Source organism: Amycolatopsis sp. NPDC049868 (assembly GCF_044461365.1).
In the GTDB taxonomy this organism is placed as follows: domain Bacteria; phylum Actinomycetota; class Actinomycetes; order Mycobacteriales; family Pseudonocardiaceae; genus Amycolatopsis.
In genome coordinates this window covers 118,809-138,514 of the sequence record NZ_JBITKV010000021.1, presented here as the reverse complement: position 1 = coordinate 138,514, position 19,706 = coordinate 118,809, and the positions used below count along the sequence as shown (strand labels likewise).

General features: G+C 66.8%; 20 protein-coding genes. 13 read left to right on the top strand and 7 right to left on the bottom strand.

What is annotated here, in order from left to right; genetic code table 11:
• Nucleotides 1-144 precede the first annotated feature (144 nt).
• Nucleotides 145-591, bottom strand: a complete 447-nt coding sequence (locus tag ACIBTM_RS44360) for an Lrp/AsnC family transcriptional regulator (RefSeq protein WP_395883126.1) — start codon at nucleotides 589-591, stop codon at nucleotides 145-147.
• Between the two features lie 107 nt (nucleotides 592-698).
• Between ACIBTM_RS44360 and ACIBTM_RS44355 the strand changes: the two genes are divergently transcribed.
• From ACIBTM_RS44355 to ACIBTM_RS44335, 5 genes are all read left to right on the top strand, one after another.
• Nucleotides 699-1,139 carry a rhodanese-like domain-containing protein gene (locus tag ACIBTM_RS44355; RefSeq protein ID WP_395883125.1) on the top strand — a complete coding sequence of 147 codons (441 nt, stop codon included), beginning with the start codon at nucleotides 699-701 and terminating at the stop codon, nucleotides 1,137-1,139.
• Between the two features lie 86 nt (nucleotides 1,140-1,225).
• Entirely contained in the window at nucleotides 1,226-1,981 is a 756-nt protein-coding gene (locus ACIBTM_RS44350) for a type 1 glutamine amidotransferase (protein WP_395883124.1), read from the top strand.
• A gap of 105 nt (nucleotides 1,982-2,086) precedes the next feature.
• Entirely contained in the window at nucleotides 2,087-3,205 is a 1,119-nt protein-coding gene (locus ACIBTM_RS44345) for an anion permease (protein ID WP_395883129.1), read from the top strand.
• Between the two features lie 111 nt (nucleotides 3,206-3,316).
• The gene (locus ACIBTM_RS44340; protein ID WP_395883123.1) at nucleotides 3,317-6,289 is read left to right on the top strand and encodes a bifunctional [glutamine synthetase] adenylyltransferase/[glutamine synthetase]-adenylyl-L-tyrosine phosphorylase; all 2,973 of its coding nucleotides are present in this window, start codon (nucleotides 3,317-3,319) and stop codon (nucleotides 6,287-6,289) included.
• A gap of 127 nt (nucleotides 6,290-6,416) precedes the next feature.
• Nucleotides 6,417-6,851 carry an acyl-CoA thioesterase gene (locus tag ACIBTM_RS44335; RefSeq protein ID WP_395883122.1) on the top strand — a complete coding sequence of 145 codons (435 nt, stop codon included), beginning with the start codon at nucleotides 6,417-6,419 and terminating at the stop codon, nucleotides 6,849-6,851.
• A gap of 92 nt (nucleotides 6,852-6,943) precedes the next feature.
• On the opposite strand, the gene glnA is transcribed toward ACIBTM_RS44335, so the two are convergent.
• Nucleotides 6,944-8,368, bottom strand: coding sequence for a type I glutamate--ammonia ligase (gene glnA / locus ACIBTM_RS44330; protein ID WP_005167524.1), 1,425 nt, complete (start codon nucleotides 8,366-8,368; stop codon nucleotides 6,944-6,946).
• Nucleotides 8,369-8,540: 172 nt separating this feature from the next.
• Between glnA and ACIBTM_RS44325 the strand changes: the two genes are divergently transcribed.
• Nucleotides 8,541-9,026: an RDD family protein gene (locus ACIBTM_RS44325; protein ID WP_395883121.1), complete on the top strand. Its 486-nt coding sequence runs from the start codon at nucleotides 8,541-8,543 to the stop codon at nucleotides 9,024-9,026.
• 63 nt (nucleotides 9,027-9,089) lie between these two features.
• On the opposite strand, the gene ACIBTM_RS44320 is transcribed toward ACIBTM_RS44325, so the two are convergent.
• A complete protein-coding gene (locus ACIBTM_RS44320) occupies nucleotides 9,090-9,716 on the bottom strand; it encodes a hypothetical protein (protein ID WP_395883120.1) in 627 nt (208 codons plus the stop codon).
• Between the two features lie 431 nt (nucleotides 9,717-10,147).
• Nucleotides 10,148-10,876, bottom strand: a complete 729-nt coding sequence (locus ACIBTM_RS44315) for a DUF4191 domain-containing protein (protein WP_016331624.1) — start codon at nucleotides 10,874-10,876, stop codon at nucleotides 10,148-10,150.
• 63 nt (nucleotides 10,877-10,939) lie between these two features.
• On the opposite strand from ACIBTM_RS44315, the gene ACIBTM_RS44310 reads away from it, so the two are divergent.
• The 6 genes from ACIBTM_RS44310 to ACIBTM_RS44285 all read left to right on the top strand — a co-directional run bounded on the left by ACIBTM_RS44310 (nucleotide 10,940) and on the right by ACIBTM_RS44285 (nucleotide 15,466).
• Nucleotides 10,940-13,027 (top strand): ATP-dependent DNA helicase UvrD2, encoded by a 2,088-nt coding sequence (locus ACIBTM_RS44310; protein WP_395883119.1) that lies wholly within the window; start codon nucleotides 10,940-10,942, stop codon nucleotides 13,025-13,027.
• Nucleotides 13,028-13,243: 216 nt separating this feature from the next.
• A complete protein-coding gene (locus ACIBTM_RS44305) occupies nucleotides 13,244-13,510 on the top strand; it encodes a hypothetical protein (RefSeq protein ID WP_395883118.1) in 267 nt (88 codons plus the stop codon).
• 166 nt (nucleotides 13,511-13,676) lie between these two features.
• Nucleotides 13,677-14,060, top strand: a complete 384-nt coding sequence (locus ACIBTM_RS44300) for a WhiB family transcriptional regulator (RefSeq protein ID WP_007033873.1) — start codon at nucleotides 13,677-13,679, stop codon at nucleotides 14,058-14,060.
• Nucleotides 14,057-14,314, top strand: a complete 258-nt coding sequence (locus ACIBTM_RS44295; protein ID WP_395883117.1) for a hypothetical protein — start codon at nucleotides 14,057-14,059, stop codon at nucleotides 14,312-14,314. Before ACIBTM_RS44300 ends, ACIBTM_RS44295 begins: the two co-directional genes overlap by 4 nt.
• Nucleotides 14,315-14,420: 106 nt before the next feature.
• The gene (locus ACIBTM_RS44290; RefSeq protein WP_395883116.1) at nucleotides 14,421-15,290 is read left to right on the top strand and encodes a class I SAM-dependent methyltransferase; all 870 of its coding nucleotides are present in this window, start codon (nucleotides 14,421-14,423) and stop codon (nucleotides 15,288-15,290) included.
• Nucleotides 15,287-15,466 carry a hypothetical protein gene (locus tag ACIBTM_RS44285; protein WP_395883115.1) on the top strand — a complete coding sequence of 60 codons (180 nt, stop codon included), beginning with the start codon at nucleotides 15,287-15,289 and terminating at the stop codon, nucleotides 15,464-15,466. Before ACIBTM_RS44290 ends, ACIBTM_RS44285 begins: the two co-directional genes overlap by 4 nt.
• A 5-nt stretch (nucleotides 15,467-15,471) precedes the next feature.
• On the opposite strand, the gene ACIBTM_RS44280 is transcribed toward ACIBTM_RS44285, so the two are convergent.
• From ACIBTM_RS44280 to ACIBTM_RS44270, 3 genes are all read right to left on the bottom strand, one after another.
• Nucleotides 15,472-16,383 carry a hypothetical protein gene (locus ACIBTM_RS44280; protein ID WP_395883128.1) on the bottom strand — a complete coding sequence of 304 codons (912 nt, stop codon included), beginning with the start codon at nucleotides 16,381-16,383 and terminating at the stop codon, nucleotides 15,472-15,474.
• Between the two features lie 142 nt (nucleotides 16,384-16,525).
• The gene (locus ACIBTM_RS44275) at nucleotides 16,526-17,866 is read right to left on the bottom strand and encodes an ABC1 kinase family protein (protein ID WP_395883114.1); all 1,341 of its coding nucleotides are present in this window, start codon (nucleotides 17,864-17,866) and stop codon (nucleotides 16,526-16,528) included.
• 77 nt (nucleotides 17,867-17,943) lie between these two features.
• Nucleotides 17,944-18,978: a hypothetical protein gene (locus tag ACIBTM_RS44270; RefSeq protein ID WP_395883113.1), complete on the bottom strand. Its 1,035-nt coding sequence runs from the start codon at nucleotides 18,976-18,978 to the stop codon at nucleotides 17,944-17,946.
• Between the two features lie 163 nt (nucleotides 18,979-19,141).
• On the opposite strand from ACIBTM_RS44270, the gene ACIBTM_RS44265 reads away from it, so the two are divergent.
• Nucleotides 19,142-19,705, top strand: a complete 564-nt coding sequence (locus tag ACIBTM_RS44265; protein ID WP_016331633.1) for a M48 family metallopeptidase — start codon at nucleotides 19,142-19,144, stop codon at nucleotides 19,703-19,705.
• Nucleotide 19,706 lies beyond the last annotated feature (1 nt).

Sequence of the window (19,706 nt, the reverse complement as noted above, 5' to 3'; positions counted from 1 at the left end):
AGAGTAGGACACCGCCGGACTAACATTGAAGAGAAGGGCTCGGGCCCCGGTCGAGAACCACGAGTTCTCCCGGAGCCCGAGCCCTTTTCTCATGCGCCGCTGCCGAGTGGTAGCAAAGGTCCCTTGCTCCTCCGCGGGCGTCGCTCAGCGGTTCTCTCGGCCGATCGCGCGTCGGCGCACAGGTGACGAGAAGACCAGCGAAGTGGTCGTCTCGCCATAGCGCTGCATCCGCTCTACGAGTTCTTCCAGTTCCGCCGTGTTCCGGCAGGCGACCCGCACTAACCAGCACTCGTCACCCGTGACATGGTCGGCGTCGAGCACCTGGGGGAGCGCGAGGATGGTTTCTCGGAACCGCGTCGTGTCGAGGCTGCGCACCTTCGCCCGGACTATCGCCTCGATCGGAAGCCCGAGCTTCGTGAGATCGACACTTGCCGAGTACCCGGTGATGACCCCCTTCTCCTCGAGCCGACGAACCCGCTCGGTCACCGCTGGCGCGGATAGCGACACACGCCGGCCGAGCTCCGAGTAGGTCAACCGGCCGTCGGACTGGAGCAGCTCGAGCAGCTGCCAGTCGAGATCATCGAGATTCACGGAACTCCAGGTCGATCGTCATGTCCGCCAGGAATCTCCAGGCTAGTCGCCACCAAGACCTGGATTCTCCGATGTAGCGGATGATCACCGATCACCATGATTGAGTCATGACGACCGAACCCCGCGTACTGACGTTTCCGGCTCTGGACAGCACGATCGCGGCCGCACACCTGCGCGCCGAACTCGCCTTGGAGGTTGACCCGGACGACCTGGTCCGAGATCTCGCCTCTGACGCTCAACAGGGATACGTGGTCGTCGAGACCAGAGCGCCCGAGGCCTTCGCGTCCGCTCGCATCCCGGGCGCGATCAATCTCCCTTACCGGGACATGACAGCAGAGTCGGTCAGCGGACTGGATCGTGAACTCGTCTACATCTGCTACTGCGAGAGCGTCCACTGCAACGCCGCGACCAAGGGAGCCTTGAAACTCGCGGAGCTGGGCTTCAAGGTCAAACGCCTGTCCGGTGGCATCACCGCCTGGCAAGCGGCCGGCTATCCCGTTGAACGAGACGCCCTGGTGTCCGCGCCCACCCCGCGCTGTGCCTGCTGACGGCTGAGCAGCAAGGGACCTTTGCTACCACCGTCCCGCGCGGTAGCAAAGGTCCCTTGCTCTCGGTGCGGTCGTAGGCTGGGGAGGTGACCGTTCCCAAGTTGCTCGTCATCCAGCCAGATGAATCAGACCCGATCGGCCCTCTTGGCGACTGGCTCACCGAGGCAGGCGCCGAGCTCGACATCCGGTTGCTGCCCGACCAGGCACTCCCCGCTGATCTTGACGGGTACGCCGGCGTCGTATGCCTTGGCGGCGGGATGGGTGCCAACGACGACGAGGCTCATCCGTGGCTCGCGGATGTGCGGAAGCTTCTTTCGAAGGCCGCGGGCGCGCGGATCCCGACACTCGCGATCTGCCTCGGCGGCCAGCTGCTGGCCGTGGCGCTCGGCGGCAGCGTCGCTACAGGCGATCAAGGGCCTGAGGTCGGCCCGGGGCTTGTGTCCAAGAAGGACGCTGCGTGGACCGACCCGCTGTTCGCGGACCTGCCGCTCATGCAGGACGTCCTGCAGTTCCACAACGACGCGATCACCCGGTTGCCCGCAGGCGCGGAGCTTCTCGCATCCTCCCCGCGGTATGCCTACCAAGCCTTCCGATTCGACCGTTGTGCCTACGGTGTCCAGTTCCATATCGAGACGACGCCGGATGTGGTCCTCGACTGGGCTCGGCAGGCGCCGGAAATGGCGGAACTCACCCGGCCGGACGCACTGACCCCGGAAAACCTCGCCAAGGTGCATGCCGATATCACCGAAACCTGGCGACCGTTCGCCCATCGCTTCGTCCGACTGGTGTCCGGTGACCTCGCCCCGGCTGCGGACCGTCAACGTACATTGCCGATGGCTTAACGACTTATGTCTCAAATACGTATGGGTTATTAACACTCGGGTCATGCCGTCAGGTACCTTGCGAGGGGAGTTTCGAAGGGTTCGGAGGTCGGGGTGGAGCCCTCACTGTTGGTCGTGCTCGTCGTCGTCACGGCCCTAATTTTCGATTTCACAAACGGGTTCCATGACACGGCCAACTCGATGGCGACGTCGATCGCCACCGGGGCGTTGCGGCCCAAGGTCGCTGTGACGATCTCTGCGGTCCTGAACCTGGTCGGAGCCTTTCTGTCGGTCGAGGTAGCAAAGACAATCTCGAATGGACTGGTCGACGACACCAAGATCGGCCCGGCGATCGTCTTCGGGGGCCTGGTCGGGGCGATCGTGTGGAACCTGATCACCTGGTTCGTCGGCCTACCGTCCAGCTCGTCCCACGCGCTGTTCGGAGGGCTGATCGGTGCCACGTGGGTTTCGGCCGGAACGGACTCCGTCCATTTCGGAAAGATCGTCGAGAAGGTGCTGGTTCCAGCGGCGCTGTCGCCGGTCTTGGCCGGCCTCGTCGCGATGGTCGTGACGTACTTCGTCTACCGGATCTTCGTCCGCCGCGGTCGCACCGCGGGTTTCAGAGTCGGCCAGATCATCTCGGCTTCGCTGGTCTCGCTCGCCCACGGCACGAACGACGCGCAGAAGACCATGGGCGTCATCACGCTGACGATGATCACCGCCGGCGCCCTCCCCGCCGGGGCCGGCCCGCCGCTCTGGGTCATCGTCAGCGCGGCGCTGGCGCTGGCACTCGGCACGTACCTGGGTGGCTGGCGAATCACCTACACGCTGGGTAAAGGCCTGACCGATATCGATGGCCCACAGGGCTTCGCCGCACAGACCAGTTCGGCGGCCGTCATCCTCGCCTCGACGAACTTCGGCTTTCCGCTTTCGACGACCCACGTCTGCTCCGGAGGCATCGTCGGGTCCGGCGTGGGCAGGAATGAGTCACCGGTTCGCTGGCGCACGGCCGGCCGCATGGTGGTCGCCTGGCTGTTCACGCTTCCGGCAGCCGCCATCGTCGGCGCCGGTGCTGGCCTCGTGACGTCGACCGGCACAGTGGGGACGATCGCCGTAGGCGTCGCGGGCCTCGCGATCGGCATTGGGATCTACTTCCTTTCACGGCGGAGCCCCGTCAACGCCGGCAGCTTCACCAGCCCTGCCCCGCCCGTTCCAGAACAGGAAGTCGGCCGGATCGCCGCTTAGCCGGGAGCAAGGGACCTTTGCTACCGCCGAGCTGAGGTGATACCAAAGGTCCCTTGCTTCACTCGCGCGTCCGTCTGGCCACGGGCGGAAGGGCGACTACGGTGGATGCCGATGGTTGAGCGCGCCAGGCCGACCGCTTCCGTGGCGAGATACGGCTTCACCGATCCCCGTGCCGACGGGCAGCTGCGTGCTGCCGGTTGGTGGACCGAATCCGGCCCGGACGGCTCCGCCGCCGACGTGTTGACCGCACTTTCCCGTGCGGCGGATCCTGATCTCGCCTTGAGCGGTCTGGACCGGATCAGGGAAGCCGCCCCTGCCGCCTGGAACGGGCTCGACCAGGCGCTCCGCACAAATCGCACCTTCCGCGGCCGGATGCTGGGTGTCTTGGGCACCTCGAGCGCACTCGCGGACTTCCTGGCCTCGAACACCGGCTGCTGGAAAACCCTCGAAGGGCAGAAGAGCACCGAGCCGGATCAGTACGTGAGTAGTCTCCTCGACCACTTACGGCCGAACGGAGAAGTGCTCACTGGGCTCGAGGCGGAGCAGGCTCTTCGCGTCGGCTACCGCGAGCTGCTCCTCGGCATCGCAGCGGCCGACCTCGGGCATCTGGTCGAACCTGGCCTTCGCCAGCCTCCCTATGCCGAGATCGGAGCCCAGCTCACCACGTTGGCCGAGGCCGCGCTGACAGTGGGGCTGCTGGTCGCGGAGTCTGAGGTGGGCGCCGGTGTCGAAGGCCGGCTGGCCGTGATCGCGATGGGCAAATGCGGTGGTCGAGAGCTGAATTATGTGAGCGACGTGGATGTCATCTTCGTCGGCGATGGAGATCTGTCGATCTCCACACGGCTGGCCAGCACGATGATGCGCGTGGTCGGCAAGGCCTGTTTCGAGGTCGATGCGGCGTTGCGTCCGGAGGGTAAGGCGGGTGCCTTGGTCCGAACCCTCGACGGGCATGCCGCTTACTACCAGAAGTGGGCCAAGACCTGGGAGTTCCAGGCCTTGCTCAAGGCGCGGCCGGTGGCAGGCGACGCCGAGCTCGGGCGTCAGTACGCGGAGATGGTCGCACCGAAGGTGTGGGCAGCGGCCGATCGCGAGAATTTCGTCCCAGAAGTCCAGAAGATGCGGCGCCGCGTCGAAGGTCATGTGCCTTCCGCGCACGCCGAACGGGAGTTGAAGCTGGGGCGCGGAGGCCTCCGCGACGTCGAGTTCGCCGTGCAGTTGCTGCAATTGGTCCACGGCCGGATCGACGTGGAGCTGCGTTCTCCGTCCACGATGGACGCGCTCGCCGCCCTGGGTGACGGCGGCTACGTCGGCCGGAAGGATGCCGCGGAGCTCACGTCGTCATACGAGTTTCTCCGGACCATCGAGCATCGGCTCCAGCTTCGCAGGCTCCGGCGCACGCACCTGTTCCCTGCCGCAACGGACGTCAGCGAGCTACGAACGATCGCGAGAGCGAGCGGTGTGCGGCCGGCTCGGGGCAGAAGTGAAGGGGACGTCTTGCTGGCGGAGTTCCGCCGCCACCTGCAGAGCATCCGACGCCTTCACGAAAAGCTCTTCTATCGGCCTCTGCTGCAATCTGTCGCGAACGTGCCGACCGAAGCGCTCCGGCTGACCACGAAACAGGCGGAGAGCCGTCTCGCCGCGCTCGGCTATGCCGCTCCAGACGGTGCCCTGCAGCACATCAAGGCGTTGACAGCGGGGATGTCACGTCGGGCGGCCATCCAGCAGGCTCTGCTGCCGGTTCTGCTGGACCTCCTCGCTGACACCCCGGACCCTGACCGCGGGCTGCTGTCCTATCGGAAGGTCTCCGAAGCGCTTGAGGAAACGCCTTGGTACCTCAGGGTTCTCCGGGACGAGGGCGCAGTCGTCGAGCGGCTCGCTTTTCTGCTGGGTACCTCGCGACTGGTGCCCGACCTGCTGGCGAGAGCACCCGAAGTCCTGCAGTTGCTCGGAGATCCAGCGCGGCTTGCCGGTCGCACCCCGGCTGAGGTGGCCACTTCGCTGCGAGCCGCAGTGCGGCGGCAACCGGGTTTGAACGCCGCGGTCGCGGCAGCGAGATCGCTCCGCCGTCACGAGATGCTGCGGATCGCGTCGGCAGATCTGCTGGGGTTGCTGGACGTTCCAGCGGTCTGTGCGGCGTTGTCGAGCGTATGGGTCGCCGTGCTCCAGGGTGCCTTGGCCGCTGCGTTTCGCCAGCGTCAGGCTGAGCTCGGCCGGACTCCCGCGAAGATCGCTGTCATCGGTATGGGGCGCCTGGGTGGGGCCGAACTCGGCTATGGATCTGACGCGGATGTTCTCTTCGTGTGCGAGCCTGCAGAAGGGGTGTCGGACTCCGAAGCCGCGAAGTTCGCTTCCTCGGTCGCCGAGACGGTGCGCAAGATCCTCGGGGCCCCCAGCCCCGATCCTGCGCTGGTCGTCGACGCCGATCTCCGTCCGGAGGGGCGGAGTGGCCCGTTGGTGCGAACCCTGGAGTCCTACCGCAGCTACTACGGTCGTTGGGCAGAGGTCTGGGAATCGCAGGCGCTGCTCCGGGCTCGGTTCATCGCCGGCGACGATGACCTCGGCGCTCGGTTCATCGAGATGATCGACCCCATTCGATACCCGAAAGCAGGCCTCGACGCGGTTCGGGTGCGGGAGATCAGGCGGATCAAGGCCCGAGTGGAGACGGAGCGGATGCCCAAGGGCGCCGACCCGACACGGCACACGAAACTCGGTCGCGGAGGGCTCGCCGACGTTGAATGGACCGTACAGCTCATGCAGCTGCGCCACGGGCATGCAGTCGAGAGGCTTCGGACCACCTCGACGATCGAGGCTCTGAAAGCCGCGGCGGAGGCTGGGCTCGCAGAGCCCGCCGAGATCGAGTCTCTGACCGACGCCTGGCTGCTGGCGACGCGTGTTCGCAATGCCGGGATGCTGGTCCGAGGTAAGGCCGTCGATGAGATCCCGAGCTCCGGTCGGGACCTGGCCGCGGTCGCGCGAGTGCTCGGTTACTCGGCCGATGACGATCCAGGCGAGTTCCTCGACGCCTACCGGCGGACGACGCGACGTGCTCATGCGGTCGTGGAGACCCTCTTCTACCAGGGCTGACCGCTCTGACCTGCGGTAGGTGAGCAAGGGACCTTTGCTGCCGCCCGCCTGGAGCGGACGAGGTGGCAGCAAGGTCCCTTGCTCACACTCCGCATCGTGGACGGTGAGTGGCGCTTACAGTGGACCGGTGACTGTGCGCGAGCCATTTCGCACCCGGATCAAGGTGCGTCATTACGAGCTGGACACCCTTGGCCATCTCAACCACGCCGTCTACCACTCCTACGGCGAGGTCTCCCGACTCGAGCTGATGGAGCTCGCCGGCGGCCTCAACTCCGGCATGCGCGACGCGAATCTCGCCTTCGTGCTGCTCGAGTCCCATATCGTGTTCCGGCGCGAGCTTCGTGCGGGCGATGTCGTCGACGTGACCTGCGACGCCAAGTTCGGCACCGGCAAGACTTTCCACATGGACTCGAACATCTACAAGGCCGACGGCACCCTCTCCGCGGAGATCACGTGCACGCTGGGGCTGATGGATCTCGAGCGCCGGAAACTGGTGGACGACCCGCGTGGCCGCATCGAGCGAGCAGGCGTCGATCTGAAGGTTCTTTCCACTTCGGAGTAGCAGTACCGCGAAAGACCCAATAAGAAACGCCGGTGGTGAGGGCGCTTCCGCACCTCACCACCGGCGTGCTCTTGGTGTTGCTTACCGCACGATCACACGTCGTAGTACAGCGAGAACTCGTACGGGTGCGGGCGCAGCCGCAGCGGGTCGATCTCGTTCTCACGCTTGTAGGAGATCCACGTGTCGATCACGTCGGGAGTGAACACGCCGCCCTCGAGCAGGTAGTCGTGGTCCGCTTCCAGCGTGTCGAGCACCGCGCCGAGGTCGCCGGGAACGAGCTTGACGTTCTGGGCCTCCTCGGGCGGAAGCTCGTAGAGGTCCTTGTCGATGGGCTCCGGCGGCTCGATCTTGTTCTTGATGCCGTCGAGGCCGGCCATCATCATCGCCGAGAACGCGAGGTACGGGTTACCGGACGAGTCCGGGCACCGGAACTCGGCGCGCTTGGCCTTCGGGTTGTTGCCCGTGATCGGGATACGGACACAGGCCGACCGGTTCCGCTGCGAGTACACCAGGCTGACCGGGGCCTCGAAGCCCGGCACGAGCCGGTGGTACGAGTTGACGGTCGGATTGGTGAAGGCCAGCAGGCTCGGCGCGTGCTTGAGCAGGCCGCCGATGTAGTGGCGGGCGGTGTCGGACAGACCCGCGTACCCCGACTCGTCGTGGAACAGCGGCGTGCCGTCCTTCCACAGCGACTGGTGGCAGTGCATGCCCGAGCCGTTGTCACCGGCGAGCGGCTTCGGCATGAAGGTCGCGGTCTTGCCGGCGGCGAACACGGTGTTCTTCACGATGTACTTGAACAGCTGCAGGTCATCCGCAGCGTGCAGCAGCGTGTTGAACTTGTAGTTGATCTCGGTCTGGCCGGCGGTGCCCACCTCGTGGTGCGCGCGCTCGATCTCGAAACCGGAGCCCTGAAGGTTGCGGACGATCTCGTCACGCAGGTCAGCGAAGTGATCGACCGGCGGGACGGGGAAGTAGCCGCCCTTGAACTTCGTCTTGTAGCCCTGGTTGCCACCCGGCACATCGGCACCGGTGTTCCACCAACCCTCGACGGAGTCGATCTCGTGGAACGAGGCGTGCTCGGCCGAGTCGAACCGGATCGAGTCGAAGATGTAGAACTCGGCCTCCGGGCCGAAGAACACGTTGTCGGCGACGCCGTACTCGGAGATGTACTGCTCGGCCTTGCGCGCGATGTTGCGCGGGTCGCGGCTGTACGCCTCACGGGTGAACGGGTCGTGCACGAAGAAGTTCAGCGAGAGCGTCTTCGCCTTGCGGAACGGGTCGATACGCGCAGTCTCGGGGTCCGGGAGGAGCAGCATGTCGGATTCGTGGATCGACTGGAAACCACGCACCGAGGAGCCGTCGAAGGCCAGGCCTTCTTCGTAGGCTTCTTCGTTGAACGCCTTCGCCGGAACGGTGAAGTGCTGCATAACGCCGGGCAGGTCGCAGAACCTGACGTCGACGACCTCTACGTTCTCGTCGGCGATAAGGCGCTGAATGTCGTCTGGAGTAGTGGGCACCCTCGGTGACTCCTTCTCGTTCGTTGCCGGCGGCAGTACTCTCTTCGGCTCACGCTAAGAGCGCGGTGTTGCCCGACCGTCACCCGTATGTTTCGCCGGTGTTAACGGGGCGGCGATATCGGGTAGTCGACCAGGGCGAATGTGTCCCGCGCCACCGGCATACCCTGGATGGGTGGCGAGATGGACCGGAGAATGGCTGCCCGGAGCCGGTGACGAGACGACTGCCGGTGGCGAGGGTACGCAGCGGTGGCGTGGCGAGCGACTCGGCTTGCCCCAATCGGGTGTCGGCTCGGTAGCGGGCGGCGGCGCACGCCTTCTCGGGCTGATCATCGATCTGGTTCTCGCCTCGCTGGTCACGACCCTCTTCGTGACTCCCAGCCTTCAGGATCCTGCTGTCATGCAGACCTTCAATCTCTGGTCGGTCGGTGTCTGGGCTGCGATCACAGTGATTCCTGCGGCCTTCTTCGGCTTCACACCCGGTATGGCAGCGGTCGGAATCCGAGTCGCCAGGCTCGACGGTGCGCAAATGGTCGGAGTGTGGCGCGCGGTCGTGCGGGCGGCATTGACCTTCGTGATCATTCCGGCCGCGATCCGCAACATCGATGGACGAAGCTGGCTCGACCGGCTGACCGGAACCGTCGTGATCCGCATGCGATGACCTCAGAGGGGAGCAAGGGACCTTTGCTCTCGCCGGGGGATGCCGCTGCCGGACCGGCCGTGGTCAGGCGGCCGGTGCCGCAGGAACGCTCCCGAGATCCGGAGGGGGTCGTTGCCGAGCGCGGCGGTGCGCCGTTCGCAGATCCTGGATCACCACCAGCGGCTCGTCACGCAGCTCTGCTGGGCCTACCTGGACGACGATGAGTCCTGGAGCGAACAGTGCCGGCATCTTGGGCGACTTGTCCGGTTCGAGGGCGACCTCGTCGTGGCGAACCTGCAGTGCGACGCCGACCTGCGACCACCAGGCGTCGGCGACCCCGATCACCGCTCCGTCCGAAGCCCGCAGCTCTACCCTCCGCGTAGGCCTGGGCAAGCCGCTGCGCTCGAGTACGGACTCCAGCCACTGCTCGACGGCACAGTCGACCCCGTCTTGGAGGGCGTTGACGACGATTCGGGGAAGTGCGGAGCCGATCGTGCTGGCCTGGGCAAGCTCGGCTCGAAGCTCCTCCGGAGTGCAGAGCCCGCGATGAACCGCGTCGTGGATCATGGCTCGCACCGACTCGAGCTCGTCCATGCGTCGCGCGGCGTCGATCAGGGCCCGGGCGAGTGGGGCGACGGGCAGTCCGTCGATCTCCACCGGTTCCGGCAGATGGATCGTTCGTTCTACGACGGCGAACCCCCAGGTGGCCACTTTGCTTCGGTGGGGGATCAAGGTGTGCGCACGTCTCTCTGGCGGGAGTCTTCGTACTCCGTACAACCTGGCGGCCTGTACGCCGGTGAGCATTGCCTCGGGGCCCGCGTGAGTCAGTGCGACCTTCAAGAGTTGGTGCTTGGTCGGCGTGGCGTTGGTCAGGAGGATGACGCCGGGTATCGGACGTCTCCACGGTCCGCCTTCTCTGCAGTATCGAGAGATCGACGAGTGTGAATACCCCAGGGCGACTAGTTTCGCCCGGGCGGCCACGCCGTCCGGGAACATCGCTGCCAGCATTTTCTGCCGGGTGCTCGAAGTCTTGTCCACTCTGTGATCATGCGACCACCCACCGACAGTTTTTCGCCCGAAGACGAATCAGGGGTCCTTTGCTACCACCTAGCGGTAGCAAAGGACCCCTGATTCTCGTTTGGTCAGCGGCGGCGGATGGTGCGCTGGACGTTGCGCATCTTCGCGCCGGCGGGCATCGGGCCCTTGGGCATGGCGGCACCGCGGCTGCCGAGGGCGGCCAGCTTTGCCTCCAGCGCGTCGACCTGGGCGGGCTTGAGGTTGCGCGGAAGCTTCATCAGGTAGCCCTGAAGCTTCTTCAGCGGCACCTGCTGCTCTTCGTTCCCGATGATCACGTTGTAGATCGGGGTCTCACCGATCAAGCGGGACACACGCTTCTTCTCCTGCGCGAGCAGGGACTTCACGCGATGCGGCGCTCCCTCGGCGACGAGCACCACACCCGGGCCGCCGAGCACCCGGTGCACGGCGTCGAGCTGGGTCGTGGCCGCGACGGTCGGCGTCACCTTCCAGCGGCCCCGCATGTTCTCGAGTGCCCAGGCCGCGGCGCCGGGCTGCCCGTCGGCCTTCGAGTACACGGTCTTCTGAACCCGCCTGCCGAAGATGATCACAGCGGCGAGCGCGCCGAGCAGAATGCCCAGCGGCAGCACGACCCAGTGGACGTCGAAGATGAACCCGATGCCGAACACGACACCGGTGATGACCAGGAGCGATCCGACCATCCAGGGGATGAGCGCCTTGTCTTCCTTGCGCTGCATCTTGAAGGCCTCGAAGATCTGCCCGCGGCGAGCCTTGCTCGCGGCGCGCTTCTCCTTCTTGGCCAGCTTCGCTGCTTCCTTGTCCTGCTTTCCCGCCATGTGACCAGGATACGGCCGCGTGCCCTGCGCCGATCCCGTCGGGCCCTCTGCGAGGATCGGGGCGTGGTTAGCGCATCGTCCCCGAAGAGTCGTCCAGGCCTGCTCGATGGGCTCGATCCCGAGCAACGCGCCGCCGCCTGCGCGCCGAGAGGGCCGGTCTGTGTCCTCGCGGGAGCGGGGACCGGTAAGACGCGGACGATCACGCACCGCATAGCCCACCTGGTCCGCTCCGGGCACGTCGCCGCTGGTCAGGTTCTCGCGGTCACTTTCACGACTCGCGCGGCCGGCGAGATGCGCACGCGTCTTCGGGGGCTGGGTGTCGACGCCGCCCAGGCCCTCACCTTCCACGCCGCCGCCCGCCGCCAGCTTCGCTACTTCTGGCCCCAGGTGGTCGGGGACCGGCCGTGGGAGCTCCTTGAGAACAAGTTCCGCTACATCAGCCAAGCCGCCAACAAGGCCGGTCTCGGCACCGAGACGGAGCTCCTGCGCGACCTCGCCAGTGAGATCGAGTGGAGCAAGGCCTCTTTGGTATCACCGGACGACTATCCGGCGGTCGCCGCGCGTACGCAGCGGGACACACCGGCTCCCGCGTCGCAGGTCGCGGAGGTCTACCGCAACTACGAGAAGGTCAAGAACGCCGCACAGGTGCTCGACTTCGACGACTTGCTCCTGCACACGACCGCCGTTCTCGAGGAGCACACGGTGGTGGCCCAGGAGTTCCGCGAGCGCTACCGCTGCTTCGTCGTCGACGAGTATCAGGACGTCACTCCGCTGCAGCAGCGGCTGCTCGACGCCTGGCTCGGCGGCCGCGACGACCTGACCGTCGTCGGTGACGCCAACCAGACCATCTATTCGTTCGGTGGTGCTTCTCCCCGGCCGCTGCTGGAGTTCACACGGAGGTTTCCCGAGGCGACAGTCGTGCGGCTCGAGCGGGACTACCGGTCGACTCCAGAGGTCGTGGCTCTCGCCAACCAGGTGATCGGTGCCGCGCGTGGCCGTCCCGCGGGGTCGAGGCTGAAACTGATCGGCCAGCGTCCTTCCGGGCCGATCCCGCGGTTCGCCGAGTATGACGACGAGACCGCCGAGGCATCGGCCGTCGCCCGTAGGATCCGCGACCTGCTCGACAGCGGAGTGGCGGCCAGCGAGATCGCGGTGCTCTACCGCGTCAACGCCCAGTCGGAGGCTTATGAGCAAGCACTGGCCGAGATGGGTATCCCGTACCTGGTCCGTGGCGGCGAGCGGTTCTTCGCCAGGGCAGAGGTCCGGCAGGCGATGTCCGCGTTGCGGATGGCGTCGACCGACGCCGATACCGGCGAGCTGGTGACCCGGGTTCGCTCCGTACTCGCGAAGGTTGGGCTCACAGAACAGCCTCCCGCCGGGGGCGCGGCGAAAGAGCGATGGGACGCGCTTCTCTCGATCGTCGAGTTGGCCGAGGAGCTGGCTTCCACCGTCGACGACGCGGATCTGCCGCGTTTCGTCGCGGAGCTCGAGCAGCGGGCGACAGCGCAGCACCCACCGACAGTGGAGGGCATCACCCTGGCCTCGCTTCACGCGGCGAAAGGCCTCGAATGGGACGCTGTGTTCCTGGTGGGGCTCGCCGAGGGGACCATGCCGATCCTCCATGCCGACGGTGATGAAGCAGCCATCGAAGAAGAGCGCCGCCTCTTCTATGTCGGCGTCACTCGGGCGCGGGAGCACCTCTCGCTCTCGTGGGCTTTGGCCAGGACGTCGGGAAATCGTCGTAATCGGCGACGCAGCCGCTTCCTCTACGGCCTCATCCCCGAAGACCATCCGGCGGCGAGGGTCGCCCGCTCGCAGCAGCCGAAGCAGTCCGGCAGCAAGGCCCGGTGCCGGGTGTGCGGCGGGCCGTTGCCGGAGACGCTCGACATCAAGCTGGGGCGCTGCTCCCGTTGCCCGTCCAACGTGGATGAGCAGCTTCTTGAGAAGCTGAAGTCCTGGCGGGGGGAACGTTCGCGTGAGCTCAAGGTGCCGGCCTTCGTCGTCTTCACGGACGCGACGCTGGTCGCCATCGCAGAGCAGCGGCCGACCGATGACACGGCGTTATGCGCAATCTCCGGGATCGGAGCGACGAAGCTCGAACGCTTCGGAGCGGAAGTTCTCGACGTCGTTCGGGCCTCGGTGGAGTCTTGACCGCGTTCCAGGCATGATCTACGCGGCGAACCTGCTGCTCAGAGGCGATCTTCGCAACTTCGACGGATTTTCTGGAAAATAAGTTGCCCCCGTGCGGCCGGGGGCAATAACCTGCAGGTACCGGGCGGGAAGAGCCCGGACTGGGGAAGAACATCTACAACACAGCGTAGACCGCAGGGCGGTTCGCGCGCGACAGAGAAAGGTGGTGCCGGTGAAATGACGATCAACATGATGCTCACGAACCCTGGCACCCGTCTGTCCTGCGTCGCGGAAGTCCCGCAGGCTCAGCGCCAGGGCACCTTTGCGCCCGTGAGCATCCTCGCCGCCCGCGGCACCCAGCGTTTCGACCTCGGCCGGATCGCCGCTGACGAAACCTTCTCGCACGCTGCCACCTTCGGTGGGGCGTACGAGAACGGTGGCGTCGATCTGCCGGTCATCAAGCAGTTCCGTGTTCCGTTGTCCATACGGGAGCGAAGTTCCTGACCTAGTCAGGACCAGAGGCTCACGAAGGCCGCGGAACCGGTTACCGGATCCGCGGCCTTCGTGTTTTTGCTGCACAAACAAGTTGGCTGCACAACCTAATTGGGGTTCAGCGTTGTCCAGTTCCACCGTGAGTACGAAATCCGTTACGGGACAGAGGAGTGCACTTATGTCATCGGCCATAGCATTCGCGCCGGGGGAGGCCCTGCCTTTCGCCGACGCCGGCGTCGTCGACCTGCTCGACGCCATCGACTCGCCTGAGTCGATGCTTCCCTGCCGTTCGGGCGACGCGGACCTTTGGTTCGCCGAGTCGCCGGCAGAACTCGAGCGGGCGAAGGCGTTCTGCGCGGACTGCCCGGTTCGTTCCGCTTGCCTCGCGGGTGCCCTTTCTCGGCGCGAGCCGTGGGGTGTCTGGGGTGGCGAAATCTTCGAGCGTGGCGTTGTCGTCGCGCGGAAGCGGCCCCGTGGCCGCCCCCGGAAGAACCCGGTCGTCGAGCCCGCCGCCGAGGCTCGCCCCGTCGCGCGCAAGGTCGAGCGGAGCGCTGCGGCATGACCGTCGAACTCATCACCACCAGGGATTACGAGGCGCGGACGGGTTACCGGACTCTCGCGCCGGCCAAATTGAACGAGATCAAGGTCGAGGAGACCAGCGAAATGTTGCTTTATGAAGAACTGTCCAGGGCCCGAATACGAGACCTCGAGGAGGGAGTCCGCGCGCAGCGGGCTCGAAGCGGCCCACGCGCCGCGCGCAGGTGGACCAAGGTCGCCCGCTGGGCGGCCCGGCGAGCTGAGCGCCTTCAGGCCTGACCACTCGGGGGAGCGGGGGACCTTTGCTACCACCGTGCGGTGGTAGCAAAGGCCCCCCGCTCCCTTTTTGGGCGTGGTGCGGCTCGGCTTGGTGTTCACTGAGGGAATGGCCGTACACACGCACGACGACATCGACTGGGCTGATCGGCTTCGATCGCTTCGCATGGCTGAGGCACTCGACGCCGAGCCGATGCGGGAGGCGGCTCGACGCCTGCTGAAGGGCATGCCGGATGGCCCGACCATCCTCGACGTCGGCTGCGGCGCGGGCGGGATGAGCGTGCTCTTCGCCGAGGAGCTCGCTTCCGTTGGCGCCAAGATCGTGCTGGTCGACGCGACCGAGCAGCTGCTCACCGAAGCGCACCGCGTCGTCCGCGCGGCCGCAGGTGACAGGGCCACCGTCGAGACGATCCACGCGGACGTGGCCGATGACGGGTTGGCCGCCGGACTTCCGCCCGCCGACCTGGTCTGGGCTTCCCGCGTGGTTCATCACCTGCCCGATCAGCAGGCGGCCATCGACACCCTGGCCCGGCTCGCGCGCACCGGCGGCCTGGTCGCCATTTCCGAGGGCGGCCTGGACTTCAACTGTCTTCCTTGGGATCTCGGCATAGGCCGGCCCGGGCTCGAGGAGAGGCTGCTTGCCGCGCGCGGTGAGTGGTTCGCCGAGATGCGGGCTGGAATCCCTGGCTCCGTTTCCATGCCCTACGGCTGGAACATCGCGCTGCAGCGGGCCGGCCTCGCCGACGTCGATTCCTTCGGCGTGCTCATCCACCATCCGGCGCCCGGGCCGGAACTGCTGCGCGAGTTCATCGTCGAGCGGCTGACCTGGCTGAACGAGGTGGCAGGTGATCGCCTTGCCGATGACGACCACGAGACCGTGGCCGCGTTGGCGGATCCGGCGAACCTGGCCTTCCTCGGTGCACGCCAGGACCTGTTCCTGCAAGGAGTGAAGACGATCCATCGCGGGCGGCGGTCGTGAGTGACCCGATCGGCTGCTCGTTGTGCGGCCGGATCCGCGGCGTCGACGAGGAGCCGGCGCAGACGCTCGCTTGGGTTTCCACCCGCGAGCAGAACGTCGTGCGCTGGATGTGCCCCGCCTGCGCTCGCCGCCACACCCGCGACATCGAGGGAAAGCTGCCGGACGAGTACTGGTGAACCATTCAGGCGGCGTCGATCCGGCCGATCGTGCGAACCTTCGGCCTCGGGGTCCGTGCTGCTTCGGCGAACGCCCTGACGAGCTCGGCCGCCACTTCCATCGGCACCTTCTTCAGCTGGTCGATGGTGCAGCGCACCAGCACGGTCCCGGTCGCGGTCAGCGCCAGAGGATGGAAATTCGCGGCGCCCTGTTTCGGGGTACGGAACTGCCACGCCATGCCGATGTCGTCCCACCAGGCATCGGCGGTGCCGATGGGCCGCCCTCGTCGGTCGCAGAGCGTCGTGTTCCACGACGGCGAGGGCAGCGGACACCCGCTGAGGACCTTCTTCGCCAGCCCATGCGCGTACGTCTCTTCGGGATCGACGCGCCGCAAGGCCGCCCGTACCGCGGCCGAGCCCCGGCGATTGCCGGAATCGAGCTCCTCGCTGAGTTCGTCGAGAGTGCACAGACCCCAATACAGCGGTAGCGCGATCAGCTCGTCTATTCGCGAGGGATCGAGCTCCAACCGGGCCAGATCGAGCGCGGCCCTGGCCGGTGGAGCGAACGGAACACCGTCGATCAGGGTCGTCGGCGGCATGCGTGTGGTTCTTCGCGGCAGCATGCCGGGCTCCGCGGGCACGCGCCGGTAGTCGGGGACAAGGAGATGGACCTCCCGTGTCACCGGGCAGTCGACGCCTCGTGCGCGTAGCGCGTCGGCACCCGTCACCGCCACGTCCGGCCCGAACCGCGCGACAGCGGCTTGCAGCAGCTGAAGCCGGGTGGGCGCGGTGTCGCGCAACAGGATCACGCCCGGCATCAGCCTTCGCCAGGGACCGCCCGGGCCACAGAGCTTCGCGGCGTAGCGCGCGGTGACGCCCGCCTTGCGCAGCTCGCGGCTGGTGACTATCCCGGATTCGCTGGTGTTACTGAGCGCCATGAGTCGGGCGCTTCGTGTAGTGGTCATGAATCGAGGATGACCGCTGGGCCGACCGGGTGGAACAGCTTTCCCGAACTTGTGGACAACTCGCCCGGGCGAGCCCGTTTTCGGCTCAGTCGCAACGTTCCCTGTGGATAACTTCTCAGGCCGCGAAGCCCGGCTGCCAGCGTTCGACGATCGCGCGGGCGGGGATCTCGGCGTCGAGCTGGCAGAGGATCCCCGTCGATCCGGCCGTCACCCGGTGGATCATCAGATACTCGGGTGGGAGGTTGAGGGAGCGGCCGATCCGGAAATCCCGGCCGCGGGTGTCGCCGACCCGGCCCGCCTGTCGTTGCATCCAGCGGCGGGTGAAGTGGAACGTGTCGCCCGCCAGCGGTTCGGTGAACGGGGCCAGGTAGGCGAGTACGTCGTCGGCCCGCAGATCCGCGTCGGCCCGGATGAAGCCGGACTCCCTGAGCAGCCGCATCAGTTTCGCGGACTCGCCGTCGAGCGCCAGCCGGGTCATCTCGCCGAGGTGCTGGGGAATTCCGTCAGGCAGCCGGGACACTCCGCCGAAGTCGATGACGCACAGCCTGCCGTCGGCGGTCAGCATGAAGTTGCCTGGGTGGGGGTCCGAATGCAGGAGCCGGGCTCGTTCCGGGGACGAGTAGTGGAACTCGGTGAGCAGGCGGCCGGCGCGGTCCCGCGTCTCCTTGTCGCCGCCGGCGATGATCTTCGAGAGCGGGGTGCCGGTGGCCCACTCCGTGACGACGACCTTCGGTGCGCTGGCGACCACGCGGGGGATCAGGAACCCGGGGACACCTTCGAACGCCTTCACGAAATCACGCTGGTTCTGGGCTTCCGCCTGGTAGTCGAGCTCTTCGTTCATCCGCTCGGCGAGTTCCGCCAGGAGTGGTTTCACCTCGGTCCCCGGCACGAAGGCCTGGAACAGCCTGCTGAAACGCTGGAGTTGCCGAAGGTCGCTTCGCAACGCGTCGTCGGCCCCCGGATACTGCACCTTGACGGCGACTTCGCGACCGTCGTGCCAGGTCGCACGGTGGACCTGGCCGATGCTCGCGGACGCGGCGGGCTCGTCGTCGAAGGCCGCGAATCGCTGCCGCCAGGTGCGCCCCAGCTGCTCGGCGAGGACCCGATGGGTCTGCCGGGTGGGCATGGGTGGCGCGGCCGCCTGAAGCTTCGTCAGGGCCTCGCGATAGGGCTTCGCCATCTCGTCCGGCACCGCGGCCTCGAAGACGCTCAGCGCCTGGCCGAACTTCATCGCGCCGCCCTTGAGCGTGCCAAGGACCTCGAAAAGCTGCTCCGCCGCCTTGGCCGACAGCGTCGCGTTGACCTCTTCGGCGCTTTGCCCGGTCAGCCGCCTGCCCCAGCCGCCGACCGCTCGTCCCGCGATGCCGAGGGGGATACTGGCCAGCTTCGCCGTTCGCGCGGCCCCGTTGCGGGGGATGGCGGCGTCACGGTCCTCGGCGTTGCGGGAGTCGGTCACCCTCGCGATTCTGCCTTGATTCACTCCGCCCGCGCAGCCTGTTGAGGGAGTGTGTGTGGGCTACGTCGCTTGTCGTATCACCGGGCGCCGCATCCGCATCCGGCGTGCGGCGGCCAGTCGCGGTGCCGGATCGTGCCGTCGAAGAAGTCGATCTCCAGCGTCGCGTTCCAGGCGGGCGGAGCCTGGTCGCCGGGGGACAGAAGCCGGAGTGCCTGTGCGGCGGCCAGGGCAGCGCACGCTTGGACAGCGCCGAGGTCCGGCTGTTGCACACGTCCCGCGAGCTGGCTCGCCACCCTCGGCCAGGAGTCGTCACGGCCGGCACGGTGCAGATCGGCGCAGCGCAGGCAACTGCTGCGGCCGGGCACCACGAGCGGCCCGACGATGCCGATCCCGTCCCGGACGCGTACCGGCAGGTGATTGACCCCGTCGCGGACGAGCTCCTCGACCACTTCGGGAGCCGGGACCACGGCGTCGGTGAGCAGGGCGAGCTCCGGCCGGCGATCCGAGTAGAGCCTGGTGGTCGCGATGTCCGTGCCTGCACGGTGCACCACCTGGGCCAGTGCGTCCCGGCGTGGCATGCCGATCTCGGCTTCGGTGTAACCCGAGCCGAGGTCGCCCTCACCGACGACGCCCGAAGCCCGGACGTCGATATGCCCGACGCCGCCTTTGGCGAGCAGGACGGCGAGGGCCGCGGCCAGCCTGCCGTCGCCGTGGATCGCCACCGCGGTGCGCTTGCGGCGTGCGGTCATGGCCGCCTGATGATGGCGGGCTCGTAGCGACCAGAGCCCTGTTTCCGGTCTCGGTCTCGGATAACCGTCGGATTGCCCCGCATCGGTCACGAGTCCTCGGGCCGTCAGGTCCGTCATCAGGTCCCGCAGCTGTTCGTCGTGTTCGCTCTGCGCGAGCACGATGTCGTCCGCGGCACGCTTTCCGTCCAGCTCTCGGACCGCTTGGGCCACCTCGGTGGCGACTCCGGCGATCACCACGGCGTGCGCCGGGTCGAGGCCGATCTGGATCTCACCGTTTCCCCGTTCCAGCACATCCAGGCCTGGAAGCAGGGTGGGGAAGGCGGGAAGGATGATCGATCGCAGATCCGGTTCGCGCAGGTTCATGATCGCAGGATCGCACCCGCCCACCGCCTCGCCGCCCGAAAGAACGCGAGTTATCCACAGGTTGGCCCCGTTGTGGACAACTGGAGGCTGTGACCTTTCGGCCCTCGGAGTTGTCGGTGACTGGCCTTACCGTGGTCGAGTGGTCGAAGCACGGACGCCCTCATTGAGGGGCCGGGACACGACGAATCCGTCGGACACTCCCGAACACAAGGTCGAGGTACGGCGTAGCCAGCGCCGTCACCGGACCGTCACCGCGTACTGGGACGAGGACACCCTCGTCGTGCTGATCCCCGCCCGGATGACCCGGGCCGAGGAGAAGCACTGGGTTGCCGAGATGCAGCGCAAGCTGCTGCGCAAAGGCCCGCGGCAGGCCGCGCCGCCGAAGGCCTCCGACGAGGCGCTGCTGGCGCGCTGCGCCGTGCTCTCGGCGAAGTATCTGGACGGAAAGGCGATACCCGCGAGCGTTCGCTGGGTCCCGCCGATGAGGACGAGGTGGGCGTCCTGCACACCGGTCGACGCGACGATCAGGGTCAGTGATCGCCTGCGCCGGGTGCCGGGATGGGTACTGGACTACGTCCTCGTGCACGAACTCGCGCATTTGAAGGAACCAGGGCACAACGCGGCGTTCTGGGAGCTCGTTCGCCGTTATCCCAAGACCGAACGCGCCATCGGCTATCTGGAGGGCTTGTCCTCCGCCGCCGGTTGGGGCATCGCGGCGGAGGACTGAC